The organism is Corallococcus sp. CA041A, from assembly GCF_003612075.1.
Taxonomy (GTDB): Bacteria; Myxococcota; Myxococcia; order Myxococcales; family Myxococcaceae; genus Corallococcus; species Corallococcus exiguus.
The window spans coordinates 13,904-29,802 of sequence record NZ_RAWF01000027.1; the positions used below are offsets into that span (position 1 = coordinate 13,904).

11 protein-coding genes are annotated in these 15,899 nt (G+C 69.8%); 8 read left to right on the forward strand and 3 right to left on the reverse strand.

The annotated features are described in order from the left end of the window. Positions 1–48: 48 nt before the first annotated feature. From D7V77_RS07560 to D7V77_RS07595, 8 genes are all read left to right on the forward strand, one after another. Complete coding sequence (locus D7V77_RS07560) at positions 49–951, forward strand: tyrosine recombinase XerC (RefSeq protein ID WP_120575591.1); 903 nt, start codon at positions 49–51, stop codon at positions 949–951. 24 nt (positions 952–975) lie between these two features. Then, positions 976–1,365, forward strand: a complete 390-nt coding sequence (locus D7V77_RS07565; RefSeq protein WP_233596748.1) for a DUF1801 domain-containing protein — start codon at positions 976–978, stop codon at positions 1,363–1,365. Positions 1,366–1,445: 80 nt separating this feature from the next. Then, the gene (hslV, locus tag D7V77_RS07570) at positions 1,446–1,973 is read left to right on the forward strand and encodes an ATP-dependent protease subunit HslV (RefSeq protein WP_120575592.1); all 528 of its coding nucleotides are present in this window, start codon (positions 1,446–1,448) and stop codon (positions 1,971–1,973) included. A gap of 12 nt (positions 1,974–1,985) precedes the next feature. Then, positions 1,986–3,383, forward strand: coding sequence for an ATP-dependent protease ATPase subunit HslU (hslU, locus tag D7V77_RS07575; protein ID WP_120575593.1), 1,398 nt, complete (start codon positions 1,986–1,988; stop codon positions 3,381–3,383). 59 nt (positions 3,384–3,442) lie between these two features. Beyond that, positions 3,443–4,669: an aspartate aminotransferase family protein gene (locus tag D7V77_RS07580; protein ID WP_120575594.1), complete on the forward strand. Its 1,227-nt coding sequence runs from the start codon at positions 3,443–3,445 to the stop codon at positions 4,667–4,669. Positions 4,670–4,761: 92 nt separating this feature from the next. After that, positions 4,762–6,087: a tetratricopeptide repeat protein gene (locus D7V77_RS07585; RefSeq protein WP_120575595.1), complete on the forward strand. Its 1,326-nt coding sequence runs from the start codon at positions 4,762–4,764 to the stop codon at positions 6,085–6,087. An 18-nt stretch (positions 6,088–6,105) separates the two neighbouring features. Next, positions 6,106–7,953, forward strand: coding sequence for a molecular chaperone DnaK (gene dnaK, locus D7V77_RS07590; protein WP_120575596.1), 1,848 nt, complete (start codon positions 6,106–6,108; stop codon positions 7,951–7,953). A gap of 3 nt (positions 7,954–7,956) precedes the next feature. Further along, positions 7,957–8,733 carry a tetratricopeptide repeat protein gene (locus D7V77_RS07595; protein WP_120575597.1) on the forward strand — a complete coding sequence of 259 codons (777 nt, stop codon included), beginning with the start codon at positions 7,957–7,959 and terminating at the stop codon, positions 8,731–8,733. Positions 8,734–8,751: 18 nt separating this feature from the next. Here the strand turns inward: D7V77_RS07595 and D7V77_RS07600 are convergent, their stop codons facing one another. The 3 genes from D7V77_RS07600 to D7V77_RS07610 all read right to left on the reverse strand — a co-directional run bounded on the left by D7V77_RS07600 (position 8,752) and on the right by D7V77_RS07610 (position 15,458). After that, the gene (locus tag D7V77_RS07600; RefSeq protein ID WP_120575598.1) at positions 8,752–9,234 is read right to left on the reverse strand and encodes a MaoC family dehydratase N-terminal domain-containing protein; all 483 of its coding nucleotides are present in this window, start codon (positions 9,232–9,234) and stop codon (positions 8,752–8,754) included. Positions 9,235–9,236: 2 nt separating this feature from the next. After that, complete coding sequence (locus tag D7V77_RS07605) at positions 9,237–9,632, reverse strand: MaoC/PaaZ C-terminal domain-containing protein (RefSeq protein WP_120575599.1); 396 nt, start codon at positions 9,630–9,632, stop codon at positions 9,237–9,239. 123 nt (positions 9,633–9,755) lie between these two features. Then, on the reverse strand, positions 9,756–15,458 hold the full coding sequence (locus D7V77_RS07610; protein ID WP_120575600.1) for a myxosortase-dependent M36 family metallopeptidase: 5,703 nt from the start codon (positions 15,456–15,458) through the stop codon (positions 9,756–9,758). Positions 15,459–15,899 lie beyond the last annotated feature (441 nt).

Below are 15,899 nucleotides of genomic sequence, written 5' to 3' on the forward strand. Positions count from 1 at the left end.
CGACACGAATCTTGCGAGGCTCGGGGAGGCCCCTAGGCTTCCCCGACCATGTCGACCCTGTCCCCGCTGCTGGAGCAGTTCAAGGTCCACCTCGAAGGCGAGAAGGGCGCGTCCCCTCACACGGTGCGCAACTACCTCATCGACCTGGTGGACTATGAGCGCTACCTCGTGGAGCGGATGAAGCTGTCACTGCTCGCGGGCACGCACGCGGCCATCCGCGGCTACCTGGGCACGCTCGCGGTGGACCACGCACCGTCGAGCCGCGCGCGGCGGCTGGCCAGCATCAAGTCGTTCTACAAGTACCTGGTGCGCCAGAAGCTGCTGTCCGCCAGCCCCGCGAAGCTGGTGAAGAGCCCCAAGCTGCCGAAGTCGCTGCCCAAGGTGCTGCCGGTGGAGGAGGTGTTCGCCATCCTCGACATGCCGGACGTGAAGACGGTGCTGGGGCTTCGCGACAAGGCCATCCTGGAGATGCTCTACGGCGGCGGCCTGCGCATCAGCGAGCTGTGCGGCCTGGACCTGCTGGGCGTGGAGCGCAGCAGCCGAATCGTCCGGGTGATGGGCAAGGGCAGCAAGGAGCGGCTGGTGCCGCTCAACGCGAAGGCCATCCGGTCCCTGGAGGCATACCTCGCGCGGCGCGGCGAGCTGCTGGCCGAGGTGCGCGAGGGCCAGGATCCGGATGCGCTCTTCCTCAACTTCAAGGGCGGCCGGCTGACGGCTCGGAGCATCGCGAGGCACCTGGACGCGTACGTGCTCAAGCTGGCCCTGGCGCGCAAGGTGAGCCCGCACGCGATGCGCCACTCGTTCGCCACGCACCTGCTGGGCGGTGGCGCGGACATCCGCAGCATCCAGGAGCTGCTGGGCCACGCAAGCCTGTCCACCACGCAGAAGTACACCCACGTGACCTTCGAACAGCTGCAAGAGGTCTACGACTCCGCGCACCCACGCGCGTGACGCAGCGGAAGGAAGGAGCCGGAGATGGCGAACCGGGGCGGCGAAGTCGAACAGTTCATGGCGGAGCTCGAGCACCCGCTGAAGGCTGAGATCGAAGTCGTGCGCGCGGCCATCCTGGCCTCCGACGCCAGCATCACCGAGCGCATCAAGTGGAAGGCCCCCAGCTTCGTCCACTCGGGTGATGACCGCGTGACGTTCCGCCTGGCCCCCAAGGGCATCTTCCAGGTCATCCTCCACCGGGGCGCGAAGGTGAAGGACGTGGCGGGCTTCGCCTTCGAGGACGGCTCCGGGCTGGTGGAGTGGCTGGCGAAGGACCGGGGTGTGGTGACGCTGCCGGACGCGAAGACGGTGAAAGCGAAGAAGGCCGCCCTGGTAAAGCTGGTGGGCCGCTGGATGAAGGCCACCGCGACCTGAGCGCCTTCGCAGGGTGAGGGAGCGGACAGCCGCGCGGTTTTTGTGGGTCGCGGCCGGGTGGTCTTGTTAAACCCCCAGTCATGTTCCACGGAACCACCATCCTCTGCGTCCGTCGCGACGGGAAGGTCGTCATCGCGGGCGACGGCCAGGTCAGCCTCGACAAGACCATCATGAAGAACACGGCGCGCAAGGTGCGCAAGCTCGGCGAGGGGCAGGTGCTCGCCGGCTTCGCGGGCAGCACCGCGGACGCCTTCACCCTCTTCGAGCGCTTCGAGGCCAAGCTCAAGGAGCACCAGAAGAACCTGGCCCGCGCCTGCGTGGAGCTGGGCAAGGACTGGCGCACCGACCGCTTCCTCCGCCGCCTGGAAGCGCTGCTCATCGTCGCGGACAAGGAGAAGACCTTCATCCTGTCCGGCGCGGGCGACGTCATCGAACCGGACCACGGCATCGCCGCCGTGGGCAGCGGGGGCCACTACGCCCTGGCCGCCGCGCGCGCCCTCCAGGCGCACTCGCCGCTGTCCGCCCGCGACATCTGCACGCAGGCCATGGCCATCGCCGCGGACATCTGCGTCTACACCAACGCCAACGTCACCTACGAAGAGCTCTGAGAGGACCGCCCCGTGGCCGAGTCGCGCAAGTTGTCCGCCTTCACGCCTCGCGAGGTCGTCAGCGAGCTGGACCGTTACATCGTCGGGCAGAACGACGCCAAGCGCGCCGTCGCCATCGCGCTGCGCAACAGGTGGCGCCGCCAGCAGGTGACGGACGACCTGCGGGATGAAATCTACCCGAAGAACATCATCATGATCGGCCCCACCGGCGTGGGGAAGACGGAGATCGCCCGCCGCCTGGCGAAGCTGTCCCAGGCCCCCTTCGTCAAGGTGGAGGCCAGCAAGTTCACCGAAGTGGGCTACGTGGGCCGCGACGTCGAGTCGATGATCCGCGACCTCGTCGAGGCCGCCATCGCGCTGGTCCGCGAGGAGGAGACGGAGAAGGTCAAGCCGCGCGCGGAGGAGCTGGCGGAGGACCGGCTGATGGAGCTCATCAAGAACGGCGGGCAGACGCGCACGCCGTCCTCTCCGCCGTTCGGCTTCTCGCCTCCTCCGACCCCCGCGCCCTCGCCGCTGGGCGAGAACGAGCGGGAGAAGCTGCGCGCCCAGCTGCGCGCCGGCACGCTGGATGATCAGACCGTGGAGGTGGAGACGAACGAGAGCTCCCCCACGTTCATGCGCAACTTCAGCGGCCAGGGCATGGAGGAGATCGGCGTCAACCTCCAGGACCTGTTCAAGAACATGCCGGGCATGAAGAACACCCGGAAGCGCAAGCTGCGCGTGCCGGAGGCGCTCCAGGTGCTGCGCGCGGAAGAGGCTCAGAAGCTGGTGGATCCGGACCGCGTCCAGCGCGAGGCCGTGGCGCGCGCCGAGTCCAGCGGCATCGTCTTCATCGACGAAATCGACAAGATCGCCAGCCGCGAGGGCGGCAAGGGCGGCGGGGGCCCGGACGTCTCGCGCGAGGGCGTGCAGCGCGACATCCTTCCCATCGTGGAGGGCTCGGCCGTCAACACCAAGTACGGTCAGGTGAAGACGGACCACATGCTCTTCATCGCCGCGGGCGCCTTCCACGTCTCCAAGCCGGCGGACCTCATCCCGGAGCTCCAGGGCCGCTTCCCCATCCGCGTGGAGCTGGAGCCGCTGTCCGGCGACGACCTGGTGCGAATTCTTCGCGAGCCGAAGAACTCGCTCTTGCGCCAGTACACCGCGCTGCTCGCCACGGAGGGCGTGCGGCTGTCCTTCACGGACGACGCGGTGGCGGAGCTCGCCCGCATCGCCCAGCAGGCCAACGAGCGCACGCAGAACATCGGCGCCCGGCGGCTGCACACCGTGCTGGAGCGCTTGCTGGACGACGTGTCGTTCACCGCCAGCGAAATGGGACCTCGCGATTTCCAGGTGGACGCCGCTTATGTGCGCGAGCGCCTGGCCGCCATCGTCCAGGACGAGGACTTGTCGCGCTACATCCTCTAGCGCGCTAGGGTCCGCCGCGTCGCCACACCGCGTCGTCAGGAAGAGAGAGGTACACCCCCTTGCAAACGCCGCCGTCCCCAGCATCCGCCCCTGGTAACGAGAACCTCATCCAGAAGGCGAAGCAGCACCTGCTGCAGAACTACAAGCAGCAACCCATTGCCCTGGTGCGCGGGCAGGGGACGCGGGTGTGGGACGCGGATGGCAAGGAGTACCTGGATTGCATTGGCGGCATCGCCGTATGCGCCCTGGGCCACTGCCACCCGGAGGTGGTCGCGGCGGCCAAGGCGCAGCTGGACACGCTGTGGCACGTCTCCAACGTCTTCTACTCGCAGCCGCAGATCGACCTGGCCGCGCAGCTCACCGAGTGGGCGGGACTGCCGCGCGCGTTCTTCTGCAATTCCGGCGCGGAGGCCAACGAGGCCCTCATCAAGCTGACCCGCAAGGTGATGAAGGACCGGGGACAGCCCGAGCGCTTCGAGATCCTCACCTTCGAGAAGAGCTTCCACGGCCGCACGCTGGCCACCGTCACCGCCACCGGCCAGCCGAAGTACCACGCAGGCTTCGAGCCGCTGCCCCAGGGCTTCCGGCACCTGCCGTTCGGCGACCTGGAGGCGGTGCGCCGCGCCGTGGGGCCGTCCACCGCCGCCATCCTGGTGGAGCCCATCCAGGGCGAGGGCGGGGTGCGCATGGCGCCCCCGGGCTATTTCCAGGGCCTGCGCGCCCTCTGTGACGAGAAGGGCCTGCTCCTGCTCGTGGACGAGGTCCAGACGGGCATGGGCCGCACCGGCCAGCCCTTCGGCTTCATGCACCACGGCATCCGGCCGGACGCCATCAGCATCGCCAAGGCGCTGGGCAACGGGCTGCCCATGGGCGCCATGCTCTGCCGCGAGGAGCTGGCGGTCAGCCTCTCCGCGGGCACCCACGGCTCCACCTTCGGCGGCAACCTGGTGTCCGCCGCCGCGGGCAACGTGGTGCTGCGCCTGATGCGTCAGCCCGGATTCCTGGAAGAGGTGCAGGCCAAGGGGGAGTACTTCCTCGCTGGCGCACGCGCGCTCCAGGCCGCGCTGCCGGAAGGCCGCATCAAGGCCGTGCGCGGGCAGGGGCTGCTCTTGGGCGTGGAGCTGGACCGGGAGGTCGCCCCCGTCATCGCGAAGCTGCGCGATGCCGGGATGCTGGTGAACTCCGCCGGGGACGTGACGCTCCGGTTCGCCCCGCCCCTCATCATCACCCGGAACGAACTGGACGAAGCGCTGGGCATCCTCCAGCGTGTCCTCCCCACGCTGTAGAAGGGGGAGCGGTTTGGCGGTGCCGGGAGGTTTGACGCCCTGCTTCCCGGACACCTACACTTGGGGATTCGCCAGCCTGCGGAACTGACACCTTGAGCGCGCCCATCCCCATCGTCGGCCTGGGGGGCAGGACCGACCACATCGCCACGGTGCCCCACCTGGACCCGGCCCGTATCCAGCTCAGCCCCGAGGAGGGCTCCGTGCTGGCATTGGTGGGCCGCGTCGAACGCATCGACGCCGTGCTGTCCCGCTCCTCGCTGGGCGAGGCACGCACCATCGCCGTGCTGCTGGCGCTGCGCGCCAAGGGGGCCATCGTGCCCGCCCGGGTGGTGCAGCGCGCCCCGTCCGCCGCCCCGGCGGTGGATGCCTCCATGGCGGAGGAGGTGGACCTGGATCCCGACCAGAAGCGCGACATCATCGAGATGGAGCGCTCGCTGGAGAGGATGGACCACCACGCGGTGCTGGGCGTGGCCCGGGGCGCGAGTCCCCAGGAGGTGAAGCAGGCGTATTACAACGCGTCCCGCCGCTTCCACCCGGACCGCTACTTCGGCAAGAACCTGGGCAGCTTCCGCGCCCGGCTGGAGCGCATCTTCAAGCGCCTCACGGACGCCCACAACGCCCTCAGCCGCCAGGAGCCGACGCGCGCCCCCGACGCGCCCCCGGCCCCGGCCGCTCGCGTCCCGACGACGCCTCCGCCGGCCGCCGCGCCCCCGCGGACGGTGTCCGGCAGCAACTTCGCGGCGATGATGCCCCCCTCCGTTTCGGGGGCGCGCCCGCCCTCGGGGTCGTTCTCCACGGTGCCGCCTCCCGCCGCCTCGCCCCCGGACGACGCGGAGTCCGAGGCCCGCCGCGCCGAGCGCCAGGCCCGCTTCGCTCGCCACCCGTACATGGCGCGCAGCCACAAGCTCACGGAGCTCATCGCCCGGGGCAGGGCGGCCACCGCGCGCGGGGACTTCGAGCGGGCCTACCAGGACTTCAACCACGTGCTGGGCCTGGACCCGAAGAACCGCGAGGTCGCGCAGCTGCTGGTGGAGGCGCGCCGCAAGCACGACCTGACGCGCGCGCAGGCGGAGGTGGAGCGCGGCCAGGAGCTGGAGATGCGCGGCGACTTCGCCGGGGCGCAGGCGGCCTACCGGCTGGCCGTGTCGCTCAACGGAGACAACCCGGAGGCGGCCTTCCAGGCGGCGCGCGTGGGCCGGGAGCTGGCGCAGGATGCGCAAGAGGTGATGAAGCTCGCGCAGCGCGCGGTGGAGCTGAAGCCGGGGCGCGCGGACTACCAGCTGCTGCTGGCCCACGTGCTCCTGGTGGCGGGGCAGAAGAAGCAGGCCAAGCACCACTTCGAGGAGGTCGTGCGCCTGGACCCCGACAACGCCGACGCTCGCGCCGCCCTCAAGAAGCTGCGCTGGACGTTCACGTGATGAGGTGCATGCGTCCCCATGGCTGCTGAGCCCGAACCGCTGATTGGCATCGACCTGGGGACGACGAACAGCCTCGTCGCCACGGTGCAGGACGGTCAGCCCATCATCATCAAGAACCGCACCGGCCAGCCCCTCACGCCGTCCGTGGTGGCGGTGTCGAAGAACGGCAAGCGCCTGGTGGGTGGCATCGCCAAGCGCCAGGCCATCACCAACCCGCAGGAGACGGTGTCCGCGGCCAAGCGCCTCATCGGCCGCAAGTACTCCTCGCACCCGGTGCAGGACGCGCTGCGCGCGCTCACGTACCAGGTGGTGTGCGGCGCGCACGACGATGTGCGCATCCGGCTGGCGGGCCGCGACCTCGCCGTGCCGGAGGTCAGCGCCATGATCCTGGCGGAGCTGAAGGCGGACGCGGAGGCGCACTTCGGCCGGCCCGTCACCCAGGCCGTCATCACCGTGCCGGCCTACTTCAACGACGGCCAGCGCCAGGCCACCAAGGACGCGGGCCGCATCGCGGGGCTGGACGTCCTGCGCATCATCAACGAGCCCACCGCGGCGGCGCTGGCCTACGGCTTCGGCCGCACGGTGAACGGGAAGATCGCCGTGCTGGACGTGGGCGGCGGCACCTTCGACGTGTCGGTGCTGGAGATCAACAACGGCATCTTCGACGTGGTGGCCACCGGCGGTGACACCTTCCTCGGCGGCGAGGACTGGGACCACCGCATCATCGAGTGGATGGTGTTCGGCTTCGCCAAGGAACACGGCATCGACCTGCGCAAGGACCGCATGGCGCTGCAGCGGCTGAAGGACGCCGCGGAGAAGGCGAAGGTGGAGCTGTCGTCGGTGAAGGAGGCGCAGGTGCACCTGCCCTTCATCTGCACGCCGCCGGGTGGAGGCGCCGCGCTGCACCTCCAGTCCACGCTCACCCGCGAGAAGCTGGAGGAACTCACGGCGGACCTGGGCGAGCGCCTGGTGGGCATCACGTCGGAAGTCCTGGGCGAGGCGAAGGTGCGCCCCTCGGACCTGAAGGAGGTCATCCTCGTGGGGGGCATGTCGCGCATGCCCCGCATCGTGGAGCAGGTGCGCCAGTACTTCCGCCGCGAGCCCTGCAAGGGCGTGCACGCGGAGGAGGTCGTGGCCCTGGGCGCCGCCATCCGGGCGTACGCGCTGGTGGGCCAGCAGAGCGAATTGCTGCTGCTGGACGTCACGCCGCAGAGCATGGGCGTGGCCATCGCCGGCGGCTACGTGCGGCGGCTGATTCCTCGCAACACCACCGTGCCCACGTCCGCCACGGAGGTGTTCGCCACCTCCAAGGACTTCCAGCGCACGGTGAAGATCATGGTGCTCCAGGGCGAGCACGAGCTCGCGCACCACAACGAGCTGTTGGGCGAGTTCCTCCTCACCGGCCTGCGCGAGGCGCCGCGCGGACAGGTGGAGATTGAGGTGACGTTCGACATCAACGCGGAGGGCATCGTGTCCGTGTCCGCGCGCGACCGCGACACGGGCCTGCGCCAGTCCATCACCGTCACCGCCTCCAGCGGCCTGACGGAGGACGAGCTGCGCCGCATCATGGACGAGCAGCGCGACTGGCTGGTGGCGGCGCGCAACACCGAGGAGCTGAAGGCCAAGCGCGTGGAGCTGGAGATCCTGGCTCGCGACCTGGTGGACGCGCTCTCCCGCGTGCGGCTCATGCCCGGGGCCGGAGGCCTGTCGCCGGACGTCATCGCCCGCGCGGAGGCCGCCCTGGATTCCGCGCGGCAGGCGCGCGGCGTGGAAGACGTGGGCGCGCTCACCCGGGCCTGCGAGGCCCTGGCCCAGAGCCTGCCGCTGTTGCGCTCGGCCGGCCCGCGCGGAACGCCGGGGAGGTAGGCGATGAACGCGCTCCGCGCCAAGGCGCTGGTCGAAGCCGGGTTGCTGCTGCGACTGAGTGGCGACATGGCCGGCGCGGAGAAGCTGTTCACCCGGGCCCTGGAGCTGGACCCGGGCAACGCGCGCGCGCGCCGGCTGCTGGGGCGGGACGGCCCGGTGGAGGCCGGCGGGGACACCGGCTGGAACCTGACGGGCCCGGATCAGGAGGCGGACTGGGGCGTCTGGGCCGGTCCCTCCGAGCCCGGCCCTGTGCAAGCCCCCTTGCGTGAATCCGTGAGCCTGCCCGAGGGCACGGGCGTGCGCGGCGACGCGTTGGACCTCATCGCGGAGGCGCACCGCACGCAGGAGTTCGGGCTGCCGGACACCTTCACTCCGGCGGGCGGGCTGCCGGAGGGCTCGGAGGTGGAGAGCCTGCTGCGGGGCGCGGAGGACCTGCTGGCGCTGGATGACCACTCCGGCGCGGTGGAGCTCCTGCGCCGGGCCCAGTTCCTGGCGCCGGAGAACCCGCGCGTGGAGGCGCTGCGCGACCGCAGCGAGCGCATCCTGGTGGCCATGCTGGAGGCGCGGCTGGGAGATTTGCACCGCATGCCGCGCGTGCGGTTGCAGCCGGACGACATCATCTGGCTCAACCTGGACCACCGCGCGGGCTTCGTGCTGGCGCAGATTGACGGCGCGGTGAGCTTCGACGACCTCTTCGCGCTGTCCGGCATGTCGCGCCTGGACACCGCGCGCATCCTCGCGCAGCTGCTCGACGAGGGCATCATCGCCCCCGGCGAGTAGGCGCACGGGGCATCCGCGTCACCCGGGGCGGATGACGGCCGTCCACACGCCGCGCACCACGGGCTCGCCCTTCGCGTTGCGCGTCTCCGTGGTGACGACGAGGAAGTCCATCCCGGCCTTGCGGTACAGCTCCGTGATTTCGCCCGTGGTGGTGAGCACGTCCCCCGGGCGCATCACGCCCAGGAACTCCAGCTCCTGCTCCCCGTGCACCAGCCGCACGCGGTCCACGCCGAGCTCCGGGTCCGCGATGGCGGCGCTGAAGGGGCGGATGGCGAACACCACCGCGAAGCTGGGGAAGGCGATGACGTCGCCGTACGGGCCCGCCTGGGCCGCCTCCTGCGAGTAGAGCAGGGGACTCACCTGCGCCGGGGGCTCGCCGAAGGTGCCCGCGGAGGGCACGGAGCCTCCGAGGATGAGGGAGAACTCGCGCAGCTTCTCCCGGCCAATCTCATAGGTGAAGGGGCCGTACGCACGGCCGACGAACTTGGGGTCCAGGGCCATGGCTATCCGAGCGAGGTTTCGACGACGGCGCCCCGGAGGACGGGCTCGCCGCGCTGGTTGGTGGCGGTGACTTCCGTGGTGAGCCGGCCGTCCGCGACGGCGGTGACGCGGCCCTGGAAGGTGACGGTGTCCTCTGGCAGCACCGGCCGGGAGAAGCGCACCCTCACCCGGCGCACCAGCCCCGGGTCTCCCACGAAGACGGCCACCGCCTCCACTGCCCAGCCCAGCGAGCAGAGCCCCTGGAGGATGACGCCGTTGAAGCCGGCCTGCCTGCCCACCTCCGGGTCGATGTGGATGGGGTTGTAGTCCCCGGAAGCGCCCGCGTAATACACCGGCCGCAGCCGGTCGCACTGGCGGACGTGCGTGAAGGTGTCTCCCACCTGGAACGTGCGTGCCATGAGGCGCGCGAGCCTACCGCATCCCTTTGTCCGTGGATGCCCACGGGAAATGAAGAAGGGGCGGCCCCCACTCGCGTGAGGACCGCCCCTCGTCACTTCAGGGCTTCAGGATGAAGCGCCGGCTTACGCCTTGCGACGGCGAGCGAACGCCATCGCCGCGAACAGCGCCATCAGCGGCGCCATGCCGCCAGCGGAGCCGCCCGTGGAGGAGCAGCCGCCGCCGTCGTCGTCGGCCTTCGGCACGGAGACCTTGATCTCGGCGGTGCTGGTGGCACCGGCCGCGTCCTTCACCGTCACGGTGAAGGCGTAGTTCTCCAGCGTCTTCTTCGCCGGCGGGGTGAAGCTGGCCTCGGCGGCGTTGGCGCCGGTCAGCGTCACGGACGGGCCACCCGTCTGGGCCCAGGTGTAGGTCAGCGTCTCGTTGTCCGGATCCGTCGACGTCGCGGCGTCGATCTTCACCAGCTCACCGCCACGCACGCCCGAGATGACCCGGACCTTGGCGACCGGCGCCTGGTTCACCTGCTTCACGTTGACCGTGTAGACGTACGGGCCAGAGATGGCGCCGTCGGAGTCCGTCACGGTCAGGCTGAAGGCCAGGGCCGTGTCGGCCTGGACCTGCGGCGCGTTGAACGTCAGCTTCGCAGGGACGGCATTCGCGGTGGGCACCGTGGCGCCACCGACCTGGGTCCAGGCGAAGGTGAGCTGGTCACCGTCCGGATCCGTGATGCCGGAGGCGTCCAGCTCCACGGCCTCGCCCTCGTTCACCGTGATGGCGGCCGGAGCCTCGCCCACCGGGTGACGGTTCGTCTTGCGCACCGAGACGTTGACCAGGTCCGACGTGGACACGCCGGCCGCCGTCACCGTGAGCTTGAACGTGAGCTCCGTGAGGGTCGCCACGTCCGGCGCAGTGAAGGTCGCCGTGGCGGAGTCGGCGTTGGTCAGGGTGACAGTGGGCGTGCCGCCCGTCTGCTCCCAGAAGTAGGACAGCGCGTCGCCGTCCACATCCGAGCCCGAGCCGTGCAGCGTCGCCGTGTCACGCGCGCCCACCTCGAAGTCCGCGCCGGCGTTGGCTACCGGAGCGCGGTCCACGTTGTTCACCGTGACGTTGACGGTGTCCGTGGCGGACTTGCCGTTCGCCGTCACCGTGAACTTGAAGACGAGCGTCGTGGTGGCCGTGACTTCCGGCGCCGTGAAGGCCAGCGTGGCCGTCGTGGCACCCGTCAGCTGCACCGCGGTGCCACCGATCTGCTCCCACTGGTAGCTGAGGGTGTCGCCATCCGCGTCCGCGCCAGTGCCTTCCAGCGTGACCGCCGTGCGCTCATCCGCCGCGATGTCCGCGCCGGCGTTGGCCGTCGGAGCGCGGTCCACGCCCTTCACCGTCACGGTGACGGTGTCGGTGGCGGACTGGCCATTGGCCGTGGCGGTCAGCGTGAAGACGAGGTCGGTGTTGAAGGCGACGTCCGGGGACACGAACGTCGGCGTGGCCGTGTTCGCGCCCGTCAGCACCACCTGCGGGCCGGAGGTCTGCTCCCAGCTCAGCGTCACGGTGTCGCCATCCGCGTCCGTGCCGCTGCCGTTGAGGGCCGCCTGCGTGCGGGTGTCGACCGCGAAGTCCGCGCCGGCGTTGGCCACCGGAGCGCGGTCCACGTTCTTCACCGTCACGGCGACGGCCTTGGTGGACTTCGCGCCGCTGCTGTCCGTCACGGTGACCGTGAAGTTCAGCTGCGTGTCCGCCGTCACTTCCGGAGCCAGGAACGTGGCCTTCGCGCGGGTGGCGTTGGTCAGCGTCGGCTTCGGCGTCGCGGGGCTCGTCTGGACCCATGAGTACGTCAGGGTGTTCGCGTGAATCACATCCGCGTCCGTGGAGCCGGAGGCGTCCAGGGTCACGGGCGTGGTGTCACGCTCGTTCACCGTCGCCGGCGCGGTAGCCGCGGCCACCGGGGGCTGGTTCACGTTGTTGATCTGGATGTCCACCGTCTTCGGGGCGCTCGCCTTGCCAGTCGCGTCGGTGACGACGAGCTGGAAAGTGAGGGTGTCCGTGTAGTCCACGTCCGCCACGAAGCTCGGCGTCGCGGTGTCCGCGCCGTTCAGGGAGACGGGCGTGGCACCACCGGTCTGCGTCCAGCTGTAGGTGAGCGCTTCACCCGCGGCGGCGTCCGGGTCGAAGCTGCCCGTGCCGTTCAGGGTGATGGTGGCGCGGTTGAGGACGCCGCCGACGAGGGTGCCCTCGGCGACCGCCGCCGTGCCCACGCGCGACGGACCCGCGTTGGCCACCGGAGGCACGTTGCACGCGCCCGCGGAGGCCGGCTGATCCGCCTGGCCCTGGAACACCGGCGTGGCGCCCTCGAACTTCACGTTGTCGATGTCCAGGCCGTACCCGCCGACGGCCACGTCACCGCCGATGCGGAAGCGGAAGCGGACGTTCTTGAGCTCCAGGTCGGGGAAGAAGGTCCCGAAGTTGATGCTCGCGGCCGTGAACGCCGGGAAGCCCGCGCTCGCCTGCGCCATCGCGGCGCGATCCTCGAGGGGGTTGCCGCCGCCCGCGGCGATGTAGTCCACGTAGCCCGGATCCGCGTCCACCACCGGGTACAGATCCCAGGGGTCGATCCAGTCGATGCCGTCGACCGTGAACTCGAGCACCGCGCCGTCGTAGGAGGCGTTGGAGTCGAACTCGAAGGAGTGGCGGTAGTTGTAGCTGATCACGAAGTCGGCCGCGTCATCCACCGTCAGCCAGGGGCTGGTGATGGTGGTCTCCGCGATCGTGCCCGGGTCGCCGCCGTGCGCGTAGCGGTTGGCCGGAGAGCCGGACAGCGTCCAGTCGCCAGAGGACGACAGGTTCTGCGACACCGTCCACCCGGTCAGGCCGCCCTCGAACGTCTCCGTGTCGCTGGTGGTGGGGACGTTGTCGTAGTTGACGCGCGGGTCGTACGTCGCCGTCTTCGCCGCCGCCGGGATCTCCGTGGAGTCGAAGGCGACCTTGATGCCGGCGCGCGCGGGCGAGCCGGACACCGCGGTGACGTTGACGGGCACGGTGATGGTGGCGGAAGCCCCGCGCGACAGGGCGGGGATGTTGATCGCGGCGCCGCCCGGGAACTCCATCGTCGCCGTGGTGCTGGTGCTGCTGACGGTGCCGGAGAAGGCGCTCAGCCCGTTGCCGCCCACGTTGCGCACGGTGATCTTCAGCTCACCCTGCTCACCGATGTCCAGGATGCCGTCCTGGTCGCAGCCGCCGGCGTTGTCGGTCAGCGTGATGCTGGTGACCTCCAGGTTGCCACCCGTGGCGAAGCTCTCCGTCACGCTCAGGTGGTCGAACGCGTCGCGGTCCGGCGACTTGGCGCCGAAGCCCATGCCGCGCTTGGCGAAGGCCGCCACGAAGCGCTGGTAGTCCGCCGGGTCGCTCGCGAGCGCCACGGCCAGCACCGCGTCACGCGCTTCCGTGAAGGTCGGCGCGTTCGGCGTCGCCTTGTAGGACGCGACGAGGTACTGCTTCATGCGGTTCTGCGCTTCCGCGAACGGGTGCGCGTTCAGCAGGCTCGCGTAGCACTCCCACAGCGCGGTGGCCCACACCTCACCGCTGTTGTGGACCTCGCTGTTGATGTCCGTGCGCGTGCCCGCGTCCGTGGGCAGGGTGGTGAAGTTGGCGATGTGCTTGAACGTGTAGCCGTTCTTGCTCATGTCCGTCGAGTAGGGCAGGCGACGGATGCCGAAGTAGTAGCCCTGGTTCTTGCCACCGCTCGTGACGTAGCCCGCGGTGCTGTAGACGCCCTGCCAGTTGCTGTTGCCCGCCTTGGTCCGGTCGGACTCGCGAACCTGCATCAGCATGGCGTGGAAGTCGCCCCAGCCCTCGCCCATCGAGCGGCCCTGGTTGTTGCTCAGGCCCGCGGCGTTACCGATGAGGCGGTTGCTGATGTAGTGACCCCACTCGTGCGCGACGATGCCGTTGTCGAGCGTACCGTCGCGGTCCAGGTCCGGCGTGCGCAGGAACTTCACGGCCACCGGCTCGGTCGCCGCCTTCCACGCGTTGGCCGCGGCCAGGGTGATCATCAGGGACGGCGTGTTGATCTTGGCGTCGTCCGTGCCGTTGCCAGCCATGCTGATGGTGCCGGCGGCGTTGTTCGCGATGACCGTGGCGATGGCGCCCGCGTTCTGCGCGTTGAGCGACTTGATGACGAAGTTGCACGTACCGCGGTCGATGAGGGCGATCTTCCCGGTGAAGGTGCCCGCGGGGAACGCGGCGCAGCCGTCCTTGTTGGTCTCCGGGATCTGGATCTCACCCGTCACGTCGTACGCATTTTTGCCGTAGCTGGCGGAGCCGGCCTCGTAGACACCGGCCAGGGCCGCGGGAGCCGTCACGGACAGCTCGGGCGTACCGTCGAACACGTACATCTGCATGCGCGGCGACGCACCGTCGGCCGGCGTGCTCATGTTCGCGTTGTTGCGGCCGCCGTAGTCCTGCGCCTGGGCCTGGATGGGGTCGCCTTCCACGCCGCCACGGCCGAAGTTGAACGACTGGGCGTTGCCCGCGGCCTCGTCGAAGCCGGCGTCGTAGAACCAGTCGTGCAGGAAGTTGTTCACGTAGAACAGGTTCACCACCGAGGCCTTGATCTGCTCGGTGCTGGAGGCCGGGGCCTTGGCCGTGTCGTAGACGTACGCGAAGGTGTTGTCGCTCGTCGTCTCCGCGCGCTTGTCGTTCGTGCCGGGCTGGAAGCCATCCGGCGCGTTCAGGTCCGCGTACGCGTCCACGTTGTTACCAACGGTCTGCGTGGCGTTGGCCGGCAGCCAGGGGTCGTTCTTGCTGTAGGGGCTGTTGGCCAGGGTGATGTTGTTCGCCGGGCGGTTCAGCGGGGCCTGGTAGCCGTCCTGGGTGCCCGTGGGGTGCGGGGTCGCGTCGTTGCCCTGGGGACCGTCCTCCGGGACGAACGGGGACGCCTGGTCCGCCCAGACCTTGTACGTGAAGGCCGTGCCCGCGTCCGCGGACAGGTCGTTGCGGAAGAGGACCTTGCCGGTGGCCGCGGAGACCACGTAGCCGAAGTACTGGCTGGAGCGCGCGGCCTTGGGGCCGGCGTTCACTTCCACGTACCAGGCCGGCTCCAGGTTGCCGGCCAGCATGAAGTACACCTGCCGGGCGCGGGCCGGGACGGCCAGGTCCTGCGGCAGCGCGGACTTCGTGGCGGGGGACAGCTCGAAGAAGGTGTAGTCACCCTTCGTGCCCGCGTTGATGAACGAGGTGGCCTGCGTGCCGGAGCCCGTCAGGTCCTTGAACGCGCCGGACACCGCGTCCGCGGCGCCCAGGTTGAAGCCGGCGCGCGCCTTGCTGCGCGCGGAGAGCGCCAGCTCGGACGGGGCCAGGTAGCCGCTCACGGCCACCAGGCGCAGGTCCTGGCCCATGACGACCTTGATCTCGTTGCGGAAGACGGGGATGCCACCCACCGACTGGGTGAAGGTCGCGATGATGGCGCCCTTGCCGGTGTTGTGCATGGAGCGCAGGTTGGCGCCCGCGACGTCGTCACGCGTCAGGCGGTAGTTGTCCGCCACGGACTGCAGGTGCGCGCGCGCCGCGTTCTCCGCCGTCATGCCGGCGCGGATGACGGACTTGGACTGCGCACCATCCTGCGTCGCCCACGCGAACGTAGGCACGCCGAGCCGCTGCTCGGTCTGCTCGATGCGAAGCCCGCGGGACACCGCCGTGTTCGAATCCACGGCGAGAGAGCGGGAGTCCCGCTGCTCCAGGAACGCGTCGAAGTTCGACCGCTCCTTGGCCCACGCACTGGTACCCGCGATGGGCACCAGCAGCAGGCTGGTCAACAGCTTTTCCCTGAGACGCATGCGCCTTCCTTCTTGGGGGTGATGAACTGCAGGACGAGGGGACTGCGAGTGACGACGACTGCGACAGGAGAAGTCCGCCGGGGGAGGCGGACCGCTCCTTACGGATGGTGGACCCTGGGTGGACAACAGCCCGATAGGAAACGCAGCCCAACGCCACAGGTCGCATTGGCGACGTGAGCGGGGAACTCAGCGTGGAAAGGCGGCACGCGCGAGGCGAGCAGGGCGGGTGCGAAGCGCTGCGACAAGCTGGACAGCCGGGGCGCCATACCCGAACCCGGGGCGGCCCATCCGAATCGACTGTCTACGGTCACCGGCAAGCGCTGCTCTCCAACCCACTCTTCTGGCCGCGGTTGTCTTCACCGCGCCAGATTCAGTGGGAGCGCATGCTAACCAGGACACTGTTTCGTTGCATAGAGGGGGGGCCCCTCAATTTTGCGTTAG